We start from the raw sequence: 14,332 nt of genomic DNA, 5'->3' as shown, positions 1-14,332 counted from the left end.
ATATACAATTTTTCTCTTATAAATTTGTTTCAAATTACAATTCATTGCCCTCGAAGTAAAATTTGATAGAAGGTTTTCAATTAATCAAATACAAAGGGTATGTTTTACACTAAAAATTTAGATCAAATTCAGATAGTTGAATCAGAGCTCCTAATAAATATAAACTTTGTTAATCAGAAGAGAATACCATTAAATGAGATTAAGAAAGTATTTGTTTCAGTAAAAAAGATTCCGCTACAGTATGAAATCTTTTACATTATAATTGGAGGGATTTATATCGGACTAAATTTTAGTTTTTATCCAATTGGCTTTTATTTCTGGTTGGTATCCGGGATCTATTTATTTGGGGAATATGTAGTTCACAATTACAGAACTTGTACTTTAAACGTAGAACTTCAAAATGAAAAGATACAGTTTGGATTTATACCATATGAACTTAAGTATCAATTAGTAAATAAGATTAACGAAATAAAAGTTTGTCTTTCTTAAAGCTTTCTTGATGAGATTTAGATAACCTATTCTGCCATTTTTTTTAATTTACCAATATCTTTCAAAGTGATTTTTTTACCGGCTAACTCAATCAAACCTAGTTTGTTGAAATCAGAAAGTAGTCGGATACAACTTTCAGTTGCAGTACCGATCATACTAGCTAATTCTTCTCTAGATAATTGCACTTTCAAACTGTTGTCTTCATTTTTTCCGAAAGTGTCAGCTAAATAAAGTAGCGTTTCAGCCAATCTTTCTTTAACGGTTTTTTGTGCCATATTTACAGTATGAACATCAGCCTCTTTTAAATCGCCACAAATTGTTTTCATAACGTTCATGGAAAACTGATTGTTTTTTTCAAAAAATCCCATTATTTCAGATTTAGGGATAAAACAAACTTCCATATCTTCTAATGCAACGGCACTAAGATTGACAGGCTCATCACTAATTATAGAACGTTGTCCTAACAATTCCCCTTTGGAGATTAGTTTTACAATATGGTCCTTACCATTGGCACTTAACTTGGACATTTTGCAAACGCCATCTTTAATACAGTAAATTCCATTAATTGTATCTCCTTCCTCAAAAATCACATCGCCCTTTTTTATAGTATAGGACTCTTTGCACTCTGAAAGTTTCACGAGTTCTTCTTTGTTTAACGCTTTCAAAGAGCTGAATTCTCTAACGATACATTGTTCACATTTACTCATAATACAAATAGGTACTTTATTAAAAAACAAATTTAATGAATATTATGACAAATGTCATATTTTAAGTAGTAGCTATTGGTGACCTTTGTCACAGGTAAATTGAGCAAAGAGTATGGACACACAAAACTGTTTCCATTGTGGTTTAGATATTGTAAAAAAGGAAGAAGTTATTTTTGACGACAAATCATTTTGTTGCACGGGTTGTAAGACAGTGTATGAAATATTTAGTCTCAACGATATGACTTGTTATTATGATTTTGAAAAATCACCTGGAGCAACTCCGCAAGACATTAACGGTAAATATGATTTCTTAGATAATGAAAGTATTGTTTCAAAACTGTTGGAATTCGAAGAGAATGCAACCGCTATTGTTTCACTTAGCATTCCTCATATACATTGTAGTTCGTGTATTTGGATTTTGGAAAATTTACAGCGTCTTCAAAAGGGAATAAGTAATTCTCAAGTTAATTTCCCTCAAAAAACAGTCCGTATTACTTACAAACCAGAAGAAGTTTCACTTAAAGAAATTGTCTATTTATTAAGTGGCATTGGTTATGAACCGTATATTAGTTTAGAAAACTATGAAGCGGGTGCTAATAATGTGGATAGAAGTTTAACTTACAAATTAGGTGTTGCTTTCTTTTGTTTTGGTAATATTATGTTGCTTTCGTTTCCTGAATATTTTGAAGTAAAAGAATATTGGTTGGATCAATACCGCGGCTTTTTTCGTTGGTTGATTTTTGCCTTGTCATTGCCAAGTTTTTTCTATTCGGCTAGTGGTTACTATGTTTCAGCCTACAAAAGTATCAAATCTAAAATGCTCAATATTGATATTCCTATCGCTTTGGGAATCATCGTCATGTTTGTGCGAAGTACTGTGGATATTATAATGGATTATGGGTCTGGTTTTTTTGATAGCTTGACTGGATTGGTTTTCTTTATGCTTTTAGGGAAAATGTTCCAAATAAAAACCTATAGTTTTTTAAGTTTTGAACGTGATTTCAAATCGTATTTTCCAATTGCAATTACAAGAATTCAAGGAAACTTAGAAGAAAGTATTCCCGTATATGATATTCAAAAAGGGGATCGATTACTCATTCGCAATCAAGAACTGATTCCTGTAGATGGTATATTAATCTCTGAGTCGGCCGAGATCGATTATAGTTTTGTAACTGGCGAAGCCATTCCGATTACAAAAAAATCCGGAGATAAAGTATTTGCCGGAGGAAAGCAAATTGGCAAAATGATTGAAATGGAAGTGTTGTATTCCGTTTCACAAAGTTATTTGACGCAGTTGTGGAGTAATGATGTATTCCAAAAAAATGTGGAGCAAAAACACAAGACAATTACCGACCAGATTTCGCGCTATTTTACACCTATTTTACTTTTAATTGCCTTTTCGGGCTTTGGCTACTGGATTTTTAAAGATGTTAATATTGCATTTAATGTTTTTACTGCGGTATTGATAGTGGCTTGCCCTTGTGCATTAGCGCTAACTGCTCCATTTACATTCGGTAATATTTTAAGAATACTGGGTAAGAAGAAGTTTTATCTTAAAAATGCTTTAGTAATTGAACAACTAGCTAAAGTAGATACTATTGTGTTTGATAAAACAGGAACAATAACTACTAACAAGAAATCCAATATTTCATTTCAAGGAAATCCACTCTCAGAAAGGGATGTTGTTTTGATTAAAAATGTATTACGCGCTTCCAATCATCCTTTGAGCAGAATGTTGTATGATTTTTTACCGGAAACCCAAAAGTTAAAATTGGATCATTTTGAAGAAATAACAGGAAAGGGTATTCGAGCAACTATTGACGGAGCTAACATCCAATTGGGTTCGGCTTCTTTTGTGGGTTGCAATGAAGAAACCGATATCCAACAAACATCAGTTCATATTACAATCAATGATACTTATGTTGGTAAATATGTCTTTAACAATCAATATAGAGAAGGCTTGTCAACTCTTTTTGTGAATCTAAGTCAACTTTATCAATTGAAAATTTTATCGGGTGATAATGAAGGAGAGCGAGAAGCATTGGAACGATTATTACCTCCAGGTACCGAATTGATTTTCAATCAAAAGCCGGAGCAAAAATTAGAATTTATTAAAAAATTACAAGAAAAAGGACACAATATAATGATGGTGGGTGATGGACTGAACGATGCGGGTGCTTTGGCGCAAAGTAATGTAGGGATTTCCATTTCAGAAAACGTAAATGTTTTTTCACCTGCTTGTGATGCTATTTTAGACGCCAGTGTTTTTGATCAACTAGATGCTTTTATGTTGCTTTCTAAAAAAGCCATTACTACCATAATTATGAGTTTTACAATTTCATTAGTATATAATTTAGTGGGCTTGTTATTTGCAGTTACTGGTAATTTGTTACCACTTGTTGCTGCTATAATTATGCCTTTGAGTACTATTACAATAGTCAGTTTTGTTACTTTAATGAGTAATTATTATTCACAAAAAAACTTACAACAATAGATAGTAATTATCAACTATTTATTGAGGTATGATAAATGTCATATTTTATGAGATTTTGGAGGCTTAATTTTGTTAACATAAATGTAAGTTATGAGTGTTATTTATTTATTGATCTCTATTAGTATCCTTGTTGCCATTGGTTTTTTTATTGCGTTTATACGAGCAGTAAAAACAGGGCAGTATGATGATGATTATACGCCATCAGTTCGAATGCTATTTGACGATGAGCTTAAAATAAACCCAAATAAATCAGTACAAACAACAGAAGAAAAACAAATTTAATTATGGAAATGCAACAATTTTATTACGACAACAAAATTGTAAAGAAATTCATTTATGCTACCATCGTTTTTGGTGTAGTTGGAATGTTAGTTGGACTTATTCTGGCTTTTATGTTTCTTTTTCCCAATATCACCGACGGAATTTCGTGGTTGAGTTTTGGTAGATTGAGACCTTTACATACGAATGCTGTTATTTTTGCTTTTGTGGGTAATGCTATGTTTGCTGGAGTGTATTATTCTTTACAGCGATTGTTAAAAGCAAGAATGTACAGCGATTTTTTGAGTAATCTTAACTTTTGGGGATGGCAATTAATTATTGTTGCTGCAGCAGTTTCACTGCCATTAGGGTTTAGTACTTCAAAAGAGTATGCCGAATTAGAATGGCCAATTGATATTGCGATTGCCTTGATTTGGGTTGTTTTCGGGATCAATATGATTGGTACCATCATAAAAAGAAGAGAGCGTCACTTGTATGTAGCGATTTGGTTTTATATAGCCACATTTGTTACTGTAGCTGTATTGCATATCTTTAATAGTTTGGAATTACCTGTTTCTGCTTTAAAGAGTTATTCAGTTTATGCAGGGGTTCAAGATGCTTTAGTACAATGGTGGTATGGACATAATGCAGTAGCTTTCTTTTTAACTACACCATTCTTAGGATTGATGTATTATTTTGTTCCTAAAGCTGCTAATCGTCCGGTATATTCATATAGACTTTCAATTGTTCACTTTTGGTCTTTAATCTTTATCTACATTTGGGCTGGACCTCATCACTTATTGTACTCGGCACTTCCAAATTGGGCTCAAAATTTAGGGGTTGTTTTCTCAGTAATGTTGATTGCTCCATCTTGGGGTGGTATGATTAATGGGTTATTAACTTTAAGAGGTGTTTGGGATAAGGTAAGAGTAGAACCTGTATTGAAATTTTTCGTAGTAGCAATTACGGGTTACGGAATGGCAACTTTTGAAGGACCTATGTTGTCTCTTAAAAATGTAAATGCTATTGCACATTATACCGATTGGATTATTGCACACGTTCACGTTGGAGCCTTGGCTTGGAATGGATTTATGGCATTCGGTATGATATATTGGTTAATCCCAAGAATGACTAAATCTCCATTATATTCAACTAAACTAGCTAATTTCCATTTTTGGATTGGTACTTTAGGAATTATATTATATGCACTACCAATGTATGTTGCTGGTTTCTTACAAGCATCAATGTGGAAACAGTTTAATCCAGATGGAACTCTAACTTATGGTAATTTCTTGGAAACGGTAACTCAATTAATACCTATGTATTGGATGAGAGCCATTGGAGGAACTATGTATCTTATTGGAATGTTAGTGTTGGTATACAACATTATTCAAACTTTAAGAGTAGGTCAATCAATTGAAGATGAATTAGCACAAGCTCCTGAATTACAAAAAATTAGTAGTGGAAGATTGAAAGGCGAAAAATTCCACCCTTGGTTGGAAAGAAAACCTATTCAGTTGACCATTTTAGCAACAGTAGCTATTTTAATTGGAGGGGTTATTCAAATCGTACCTACTATAATGGTAAAATCAAATATTCCAACAATTACTAGTGTTAAACCGTATTCTCCTTTAGAACTAGAAGGTCGTGATTTATACATTCGTGAAGGTTGTGTAGGTTGTCATTCACAATCAGTTAGACCTTTCCGTAGTGAAGTAGAACGTTATGGACCACAATCCAAAGCGGGAGAGTTTGTATACGATCACCCATTTCTTTGGGGTTCAAAACGTACAGGTCCAGACTTGTTAAGAGTAGGTGGGAAGTACAATGACAACTGGCATTTCAATCACTTTTGGAATCCACAAAGTATTTCAGCTGGTTCTATTATGCCTGGATACAAATGGTTGTTTGATAATGAAGCAATGGATATTTCATTGATTCAAAATAAAATGGAAGCGATGGTTACTCTTGGAGTTCCTTATACAAAAGAACAAGTAGCCAATGCTCAAAAAGATTTAAGAGCTCAGGCTATTACAATTGAAGAAAGCTTGAAAAATGATCCTGACTTTGTAAAAAGTTATGAGGAAAGCAAGAAAAAAGCAGCAGCTAAAGGAGAAAAGTTTGTCCCTATGAACGAAAGAGAGATTATTGCTATGATTGCTTATATGCAACGATTAGGAACTGATATTAAAGTTAAAAATAAATAGAGATCATGTTTGAACAAATTAAACACAATATGGAAACTATCGCCGGAGTTGCGATATATCCAATTCTATCGTTATTGATTTTCTTTTTATTCTTTGTTGGATTAGCATTATGGGTGTTCTCTTATAAAAAAGAGAAAATCGATGAGTTAAGTCAAATTCCATTGAACGATAATCCTACATTATAATTATTAAACTTCTAAAAATGAAAAAAATAATCCCTGTATATGTAAGAGTTCCTCTTATTTTCTTCGCTGTATTCGGCGCAATGGAATTTTTTATTGACTCTGGAGACCGACCTGCATTTATTAAGTTTCCAATGGTGTCTGTTTTTCTATTTGTATTTCTTTTTCTATTGATTGCTATTGAAATAACAGTAAGTGCTATTGATAAAATCACGTATCAGTTATTGTCTGATGAACAAAAAGCAAAATTAGAAGAGGTGAACTCTATCTCTATTGCAGAAAGCGAATGGTTTAATAAGTTAATGAAATTATTAACTAAATCAGAACCAATTGAAAATGAAGGGGAGTTATTGTTAGATCATGATTATGATGGTATAAAAGAATTAGACAATAATTTACCACCATGGTGGATTTATCTATTCTATGCTTGTATTGGTTTTGCTGCAATCTATTTAGTTCGATTTGAAATTTTGGGTGCCGATGATCAAGAGATGGAATTGAAAAAAGAAATGGCTCAAGCAAAAATTGAAGTAGCTGAATACATGAAAACTGCTCCAGATTTAATGGATGAAAAGACAGTTACTTTATTGACTGATGCTCCTTCATTGGCTGAGGGAAAAACAATCTATACAACTAATTGTGCTGCTTGTCATAGAGCTGATGCTGGTGGTCAAATTGGCCCTAACCTAACCGATGACCAATGGATATTAGGAGGTGGAATCAAAAATATTTTCCACACACTTGTAAATGGAGGTAGAGATGGGAAAGGAATGATTTCTTGGAAGGGAACATTAAAACCAAAAGAAATGCAAAAAGTAGCGAGTTACATTATTTCGTTAAAAGGAAGTAATCCAAAAGAACCAAAAGCTCCAGAAGGAGAAGTTTGGGTAGATGAAACTCCTACAACAAATGCAAAGTAACAGCACTAACTAAAAGACCAATTTCGAATTTGAAATTGGTCTTTTAAAATTACAATACCATGTCAAATATACAAGACGAATCATTTAGAGATAGTATCGGAACTATTGATGAGACCGGAAACAGAAAATTCATCTTTCCAAAAAAACCTTCAGGTAAATTGTATGAATACCGAAAGATTGTTAGTTATTTTTTGTTAGCTATTTTGATTGCTAATCCATTTATTAAAATTAATGGGAATCAATTTATGATGTTTAATGTTTTGGAACGTCGTTTTAATATTTTTGGTTTTCCGTTTTGGCCTCAAGATTTTTACTTGTTTGTTTTGTTTATGATATTGGGTGTGGTATTTGTCATTCTCTTTACCGTAATTTTTGGACGTATCTTTTGTGGGTGGATTTGTCCGCAAACTATTTTTTTGGAAATGGTTTTTCGCCGAATTGAATATTGGATAGAAGGAGATAGAGGGGCTCAAATTAGATTAGCCAAACAAGAATGGAACGCTGAAAAAATCAAAAAAAAAGGATTGAAATGGTCGGTATTTTTGGTTATTTCTTTTTTCATTGCCAATGTGTTTTTAGCGTATTTAATCAGTAGCGACGAATTATTTAAAATGATTGAAGATGGACCTGAAAGTCATTTAAGTACTTTAATTGCGTTGTTAATTTTTACGGGAGTATTCTACTTTGTTTTCGTTTGGTTTAGAGAGCAGGTATGTATTATTGCCTGTCCTTATGGTAGATTACAAGGTGTACTTTTAGATAATAAATCAATAAACGTAGCTTACGATTTTGTTCGCGGAGAAAAAGAAGCTGGTAGAGCTAAATTAAATAAAAATGAGGATCGTGCTGCAACTGGAAAAGGTGATTGTATTGATTGCCATCAATGTGTACATGTTTGTCCAACGGGAATCGATATTCGAAACGGAACGCAATTAGAATGTGTAAACTGTACTGCTTGTATTGACGAATGTGATTCAATTATGGAAACAGTTGGTTTGCCAAAAGGATTAATTCGATATGCTTCTGAAGATGAAATCGAGAAAAAGACCAAGTTTCAATTTACTGCTAGAATGAAGGGGTACTCTGCCGTTTTAGTAATTTTAATTGGTGTATTAACTGGACTTTTGTTTTTAAGAACCGATGTTGAAGCAACAATATTACGTTTACCAGGACAATTGTTTCAACATAAAGGGGAAAATATCAGTAATGTATATACCTTTAAAATAATTAATAAAACAAATGATGAGTTTAAAGACATTCATTTTAAATTAGTAGGTATAAATGGAACATTGAAATTAGTAGGTAAACAAGATTTTAAAGTCCCAAAACAAGGTATGAACAGTGGTACTTTATTTATTGAAATCAATCAATATCTGTTGGATACGGATAAAACGAAATTAGATATAGAGGTATATAACGGAAATAAAAAAATTGAAACAGCTACGACAAATTTCCTTAGTCCAAGAAGTTTTGATTAAAAATCACATAGAAAATGAAAATTAAATTCAATTGGGGAACAGGTATTGTAATTGCCTTTGGTTTATTCATGACCTTCATTTTGTATTTTGTTGTTGAGGTACAATCCAATTCCAAATACGATAATGATTTAGTTGTTGAAGAGTACTATAAACACGACGCACGATTTGGAGAAGAAATGCAACGTTCTCAAAATGCTCAGAATTTAGCACAAAAACCAACAATTGTATTGACTTCAGAAGGGGCTGAAATTAGATTTCCTGCAACTTTTGTTCCCAATAAAATCAAAGGAATGGTATCCCTATATAGGCCATCTAACAAGAAATTTGATTTCGAAATTCCGATTTCGATTTCTGAATCAACTTTGCTCATACCTAAAAAAAGTTTGATAGATGGCCGCTGGGATATTAATATGGAATGGCAATACGAAGGAAAGGCTTATTTAACTAAAGAAATTATTTATATTCGTTAGTAAAGTATGTTGTATTCTGCATTCATCTTTGGTTTAATTAGTAGCCTGCATTGTATTGGAATGTGCGGGCCAATTGCCTTGATGATCCCAGTAGACAGAACAAATCCTGCTAAAAAGGTAACTCAAATAATAACGTATCATATAGGACGATTGTCTGCTTACGCTACTATTGGATTGATTTTTGGTTTGGTAGGAAAAGGCTTTTTTTTGGCAGGAATTCAGCAACGATTATCAATCTTTATCGGGATAGCTATGATTATTACAATTGTAACTCCCGAAAGAGTTTTGGCGAATTACAATTTTTCTAAACCCGTTTACCGTCTCATTTCGAAAATTAAATCTTCTTTAGGAAAGCAATTTAAAAACAAAAGCTATCAATCGTTATTTACAATTGGTTTGCTCAATGGATTTTTACCTTGTGGAATGGTCTATGTCGCTTTATTTGGTGCCATTGCCATGCAAAGTGTACCGTTTGGAGTACTTTATATGTTACTTTTTGGAATAGGTACAATTCCAATGATGAGTAGTGTTATCTTTTTTAATTCTATAATGACTGTCCGTTTTCGAAATAAAGTGCAAAAAGTGATTCCCTATGTTGGAGTTATTATAGGTGTCTTATTCATTTTACGAGGTTTAGGATTGGGAATTCCTTACATTTCACCTGCTAATATGAGTTTGTTTGTTCAAGACACACCAAATTGTCATTGATGATTAAACTGTCATTGAAAACAATGCAGTATCGGGTGCTTTTCGCTTTAAAAGCAAGTCAAAAGCCATGCAAATATTACGCACAAATGGTTTTCCTTCTTCTGTAACTTGAATCCCATTAGGGATAAAATGCACTAATCCATCTTTTTCCATTTCTTTTAGTTGCAGTACAATTTCAGGAATCTCCTTGAAATAGTTTTTTGGGTTAGCCCAAGAAGTTTCAAACTGACACATTAGGTTCAAAATATGTCTTCGAATGATTAAATCTTCATCTGTCAACACATGTCCTCTAAAAACAGGAATTGTATTGGTATCCAACAATTGGTAATAGTCTTCAATAGTTTTTACATTTTGAGCAAAACTATACCAACTATCACTGATCGACGAAACGCCTAAACCAATCATTAATTGCGTTTTAGAAGAACTATAACCCATAAAATTACGATGTAATTTACCAATTTCGAAGGACTCAAATAAACTATCAGTTGTTAAAGCAAAATGGTCCATACCAATTTCGTGATAGTCATTTTTATACAATAATTCTTTGCCGGTTTCGTATAATTCTCGTTTTATCTCATCCTTTGGAATATCATCATCATTAAAACCACGTTGTCCATTTCCTTTGATCCACGGCACATGAGCGTAGCTGTAAAACGCTAAACGATCCGGTTGTAACGATTTAGTCTTTTCAATAGTATCAATTACATCTTCTTTTTTCTGAAAAGGTAAACCAAATATTATATCGTGTCCTATTGAGGTATAACCAATTTCTCTTGCCCATAAAGTGACTTTGGCAACATTGATAAAGGGTTGAATACGATGAATCGCTTTTTGTACTTTTTCTGAATAATCTTGTACACCAAAACTAACACGTCTAAATCCTAAATCATATAGTTTTTGTAATTGTTCTCGTGTTGTATTATTGGGATGCCCTTCAAAGCTAAATTCATAATTATTAGCTTTATTTGCTTTCGCCAAAATCCCGTTAATTAGCAACTCTAAGTTGGCAGAGGAGAAAAAGGTTGGGGTTCCTCCACCCAAATGAATTTCTTTAATGTTGGGTCTTTCTCCAAGAACCTCACAGTACAAAGTCCACTCTTTCAAAATTGCTTGAATGTAAGGATGTTCTACCTCATGATTTTTTGTGATTCGTTTGTTGCAACCACAAAATGTACAGATGCTTTCGCAAAATGGCAAATGAATGTACAAACTAATACCCTCAGTTGTGTTGCTTTCTTCAAATGATTTTTTGAGTGTTGCTAACCAAATTTTATAGCTAAAGTTAAGTTCATTCCAATAGGGAACTGTTGGGTAACTTGTATACCTCGGGCCAGGTACATTGTACTTTTGGATTAGTGAATGAGTCATAACATAATCATTTGAAAGATCAAAAGTAAACCGACTTTCAGCCAATTAAAATGATATTTATCATTCCTTCATTTTTTTGCATAAAAAAACCTCAATCTTTTGAATTGAGGTTTTGAGAATGTATTGATCAGAAAATTATTCTTGTTTTAAATTGCGTAATTGCTTCAATTTTTCTTTCCAAACTTCTAAACTTTCTTTGTGAATGGCGATATTCTTACGAACCTCTAACACAATAGAATTTTCTTTTTTAGCATTTTTGGTATTGGTAAAAAACTGAATATTATTTTCTAACTGAAAAATTTCGTTTTGTACTTCTTCGATTTTACGAATCAAAAATATTTTTTCGCTTTCTAATTTGCGTGAATCATTGCTTTCTGACAATTGATCGATACGGTTAGCAAAACGCATCATATCCGAATCTTTTTTACTTAAACTTAATTTTTCAAAAAGGGCATCTAATATTTTATTGAATTTACCTTCAATATGACGTCTTGCAAAAGGCACTCTTCCATAGCCTTTCCAGTTTTGAATATGTAACTTAATACCATCCAAATCGGTTTTATGGTCTCCAGTTAGTTGAAACGCTCTCAAGGTTTCTAAATAGGCTTTTTTGTTTTCAAAAGCAGCTACTTCTTCACTATTTTCTTCGTTCTTTTGCTCTTTTAATTTATCGAAATAATGGTTGCAAGCATCTTTAAATTCTTTCCAAATACTATCCGAATACTTTCTTGGTACATGTCCAATTTTCTTCCATTCCTCTTGAATTTGTTTCATAATAGGAGTAGAAGTAGCAAAATCAGTACTTTCTTGTAATTCTTTGGCTTTAGCCACCAAAGCTTGTTTTTTACTCAAGTTATCGTTTTGATCTTTCTTGATGTCTTTGTAAAACGAATTCTTGAAAGAATTAAAGTTACGTACTGCAGTTTTAAAAGCACTCCAAGTAGCTTCATTGACATCAGCGGGAACTTTACCTGCTGCAAAAAATGCAGCTCTCAAAGCTTCAACTTTTTCTATTTGTGCTAACCATTGCGTGTGAGCATTTACTTTTTCAGTTGCCAACACTTCAATTTGAGCAATAATTTCATTTTTCTTTGCTAAATTTTCTACTTCGGCACCTCTTAGCTTTTCAAATAACAATTCGCGTTTATCATGCATTTGTTTTGTTAATTCACTAAAACGGTTCCAAATTTCTTCACGGTGTTCTCTAGAAACAGGTCCAATTTCTTCTTTCCAAATGCGGTGTAAATCTTGTAATTCACGGAACGCTTTGTTGATGTCTTCTTCTTTTACTAATTCTTCTACACGAGCTACAATTTTTTGTTTTTGCTCTAAATTGTGTTTGAAATCAATGTCTCTCGCTTCACGATCTAAGTGCAAATAATCATAAAAATTTTCTACATGAAAATGATAGTTATTCCAAACGTGGTTGTATTTATCTTTTGGAATTGGACCTGCATTTTTCCAACGCTCTCTTAAATCATTAAAATGTTTTAAGATGTCTTTAATGTTGGCTTGCGGATTAATCAATTCTTTTAACTCTTCAACAATAGCCAAACGATTTTCTAAATTAGTTTTTAGGTTCGCTTGCAAACTCTTGAAATGTTCGTTTTTATGGTTTCTGTAAACAGAATAGATGTTGTCGAATTTTGATTTTAGAGGAAAATGATACTGGAATTCTTCATTTGGATCTTGATTCTCAGCAAGGAATTCTTCTTTTTTCTCCTCAATAAGATGATTGTATTTGGCTAAAAAAGCCTTTTTGATTTCTTCTACATGGTCTTTAATTGAAGACACTTTCTCGTTGGATACTAATGTGTTCAATTCTTCTACAAGTGATTCCATCGATAATGCATCATAGTCTTGCATCGGAATATCGTGACGCTCTTTCAAACTTTCGTCTTCGCTTTCTTCTGCATTACTGTCGGCGATTGCTTCAATAATGGTTTGATTTTCATTGGTTTCAGCAATTTCTTCAACTGATTCCGATGCAGTTACTACTACTTCATCTGGTGTAGCTGTTGGTGTTGATTCTACTGAATCAGCAGTGTTTCCGTCTGCATTTAGCAGGTTATCATTCTTTTCTTCTAACATTTTTAAAATGTGTAAGGTTCCTAATTATTCAAGTCGAAAGATAGTAAACCCGACTGGAATTGCAAAATAAATCCCTTATTTATCATCGTTTTACGTTAAAATAAAGATGTTTTTAGAATAGGTTAATTCTATTCATGTGAATTGAATGAAGCACTATGAGAAATTAATTTACTGGAATTTAACTGAGAAATTAAAAAGGAATAGTTTTTTATTTATTCCAAATCTTCCATGCCTTTTCTGCTTGAAAAATAAGCATATCCAATCCGTTTTTAGTTGTAGCACCTTGGTTTTGTGCTTTTTTCAAAAATTGTGTTTCGGCAGGATTGTAAATCAAGTCGTAAGCAATGTGTTTTTTTGTAAAAAACTCGTAAGGTATTTCAGGATAGGCTTCGGTATTAGGACTTGTGCCTACTGGGGTGGAGTTAATTACAATTTGGTATTCTTCAAAAACTAAGTCTGTTATTTGGTTGTAACCCAAAACAGTTTCGCTAGCTTGTCTTGAAACAAAAGCATACTCAATTCCTAATTCTTCTAAAGCAAAAGCTACTCCTTTTGAAGCGCCGCCAGTACCAAGAATTAAAGCTTTCTTGTGGTGGGATTCTAATAATGGTTCTAAGGATTTTTGAAAGCCGTAATAATCAGTATTGTACCCTTTTAGTTTGCCTTTTTTAGTAAATTTAATAGTGTTAACTGCGCCAATTTTGGTTGCTTTTTTCGATAATTTATCCAAGAATGGAATTACCTCTTCTTTGTAAGGAATAGTAACATTAATTCCGCTTAAGGGGTCATTATTTTTGATTACGTCCCAAAAAGATTCAATAGTTGGAATGTCAAAATTTTCGTAAGTGTATCCTACTAATTTTTCATTCTCAAATTTCTCCGTAAAATAGCCTTTGGAAAACGAATAGTTGATGTTCCGTCCCAGTAAACCAAAACGTTTTTTGATAGGTGGCGTCATCT

General features: G+C 32.8%; 12 protein-coding genes. 8 read left to right on the top strand and 4 right to left on the bottom strand.

Features of this window, described 5'->3' with window-relative positions; translation table 11 throughout:
- Positions 1-515 precede the first annotated feature (515 nt).
- Positions 516-1,196, bottom strand: a complete 681-nt coding sequence (locus LPC20_RS09775; RefSeq protein ID WP_229324921.1) for a Crp/Fnr family transcriptional regulator — start codon at positions 1,194-1,196, stop codon at positions 516-518.
- A 112-nt stretch (positions 1,197-1,308) separates the two neighbouring features.
- Here LPC20_RS09775 and LPC20_RS09770 point away from each other — a divergent pair, with 112 nt between their 5' ends.
- The 8 genes from LPC20_RS09770 (at position 1,309) to LPC20_RS09735 (ending at position 9,913) form a co-directional block, all read left to right on the top strand.
- Positions 1,309-3,690 (top strand): heavy metal translocating P-type ATPase, encoded by a 2,382-nt coding sequence (locus LPC20_RS09770; protein WP_229324919.1) that lies wholly within the window; start codon positions 1,309-1,311, stop codon positions 3,688-3,690.
- 90 nt (positions 3,691-3,780) lie between these two features.
- The gene (ccoS, locus tag LPC20_RS09765; RefSeq protein WP_229324917.1) at positions 3,781-3,972 is read left to right on the top strand and encodes a cbb3-type cytochrome oxidase assembly protein CcoS; all 192 of its coding nucleotides are present in this window, start codon (positions 3,781-3,783) and stop codon (positions 3,970-3,972) included.
- Between the two features lie 2 nt (positions 3,973-3,974).
- Entirely contained in the window at positions 3,975-6,155 is a 2,181-nt protein-coding gene (gene ccoN / locus LPC20_RS09760; RefSeq protein WP_229324915.1) for a cytochrome-c oxidase, cbb3-type subunit I, read from the top strand.
- A 5-nt stretch (positions 6,156-6,160) separates the two neighbouring features.
- Entirely contained in the window at positions 6,161-6,340 is a 180-nt protein-coding gene (locus LPC20_RS09755) for a CcoQ/FixQ family Cbb3-type cytochrome c oxidase assembly chaperone (RefSeq protein ID WP_229324913.1), read from the top strand.
- Positions 6,341-6,357: 17 nt separating this feature from the next.
- Entirely contained in the window at positions 6,358-7,257 is a 900-nt protein-coding gene (locus LPC20_RS09750; RefSeq protein ID WP_229324911.1) for a cbb3-type cytochrome c oxidase N-terminal domain-containing protein, read from the top strand.
- 59 nt (positions 7,258-7,316) lie between these two features.
- On the top strand, positions 7,317-8,735 hold the full coding sequence (ccoG, locus tag LPC20_RS09745; RefSeq protein ID WP_229324909.1) for a cytochrome c oxidase accessory protein CcoG: 1,419 nt from the start codon (positions 7,317-7,319) through the stop codon (positions 8,733-8,735).
- Between the two features lie 20 nt (positions 8,736-8,755).
- The gene (locus LPC20_RS09740) at positions 8,756-9,205 is read left to right on the top strand and encodes a FixH family protein (protein WP_229327155.1); all 450 of its coding nucleotides are present in this window, start codon (positions 8,756-8,758) and stop codon (positions 9,203-9,205) included.
- 6 nt (positions 9,206-9,211) lie between these two features.
- Positions 9,212-9,913, top strand: a complete 702-nt coding sequence (locus LPC20_RS09735; protein ID WP_229324907.1) for a sulfite exporter TauE/SafE family protein — start codon at positions 9,212-9,214, stop codon at positions 9,911-9,913.
- Between the two features lie 3 nt (positions 9,914-9,916).
- Here LPC20_RS09735 and hemN read toward each other — a convergent pair whose 3' ends face one another.
- The 3 genes from hemN to LPC20_RS09720 form a co-directional block, all read right to left on the bottom strand.
- Positions 9,917-11,281, bottom strand: a complete 1,365-nt coding sequence (gene hemN, locus LPC20_RS09730; RefSeq protein ID WP_229324905.1) for an oxygen-independent coproporphyrinogen III oxidase — start codon at positions 11,279-11,281, stop codon at positions 9,917-9,919.
- Positions 11,282-11,416: 135 nt separating this feature from the next.
- Complete coding sequence (locus LPC20_RS09725) at positions 11,417-13,372, bottom strand: DUF349 domain-containing protein (RefSeq protein ID WP_229324903.1); 1,956 nt, start codon at positions 13,370-13,372, stop codon at positions 11,417-11,419.
- Between the two features lie 208 nt (positions 13,373-13,580).
- Entirely contained in the window at positions 13,581-14,330 is a 750-nt protein-coding gene (locus tag LPC20_RS09720) for a shikimate dehydrogenase family protein (protein ID WP_229324901.1), read from the bottom strand.
- Between the last annotated feature and the right edge of the window lie 2 nt (positions 14,331-14,332).

It is taken from the genome of Flavobacterium ammonificans (assembly GCF_020886115.1).
Lineage (GTDB): Bacteria > Bacteroidota > Bacteroidia > Flavobacteriales > Flavobacteriaceae > Flavobacterium > Flavobacterium ammonificans.
The sequence above is the reverse complement of the archived record's forward strand: the minus strand, read 5'-3'. Positions and strand labels throughout refer to the sequence as shown.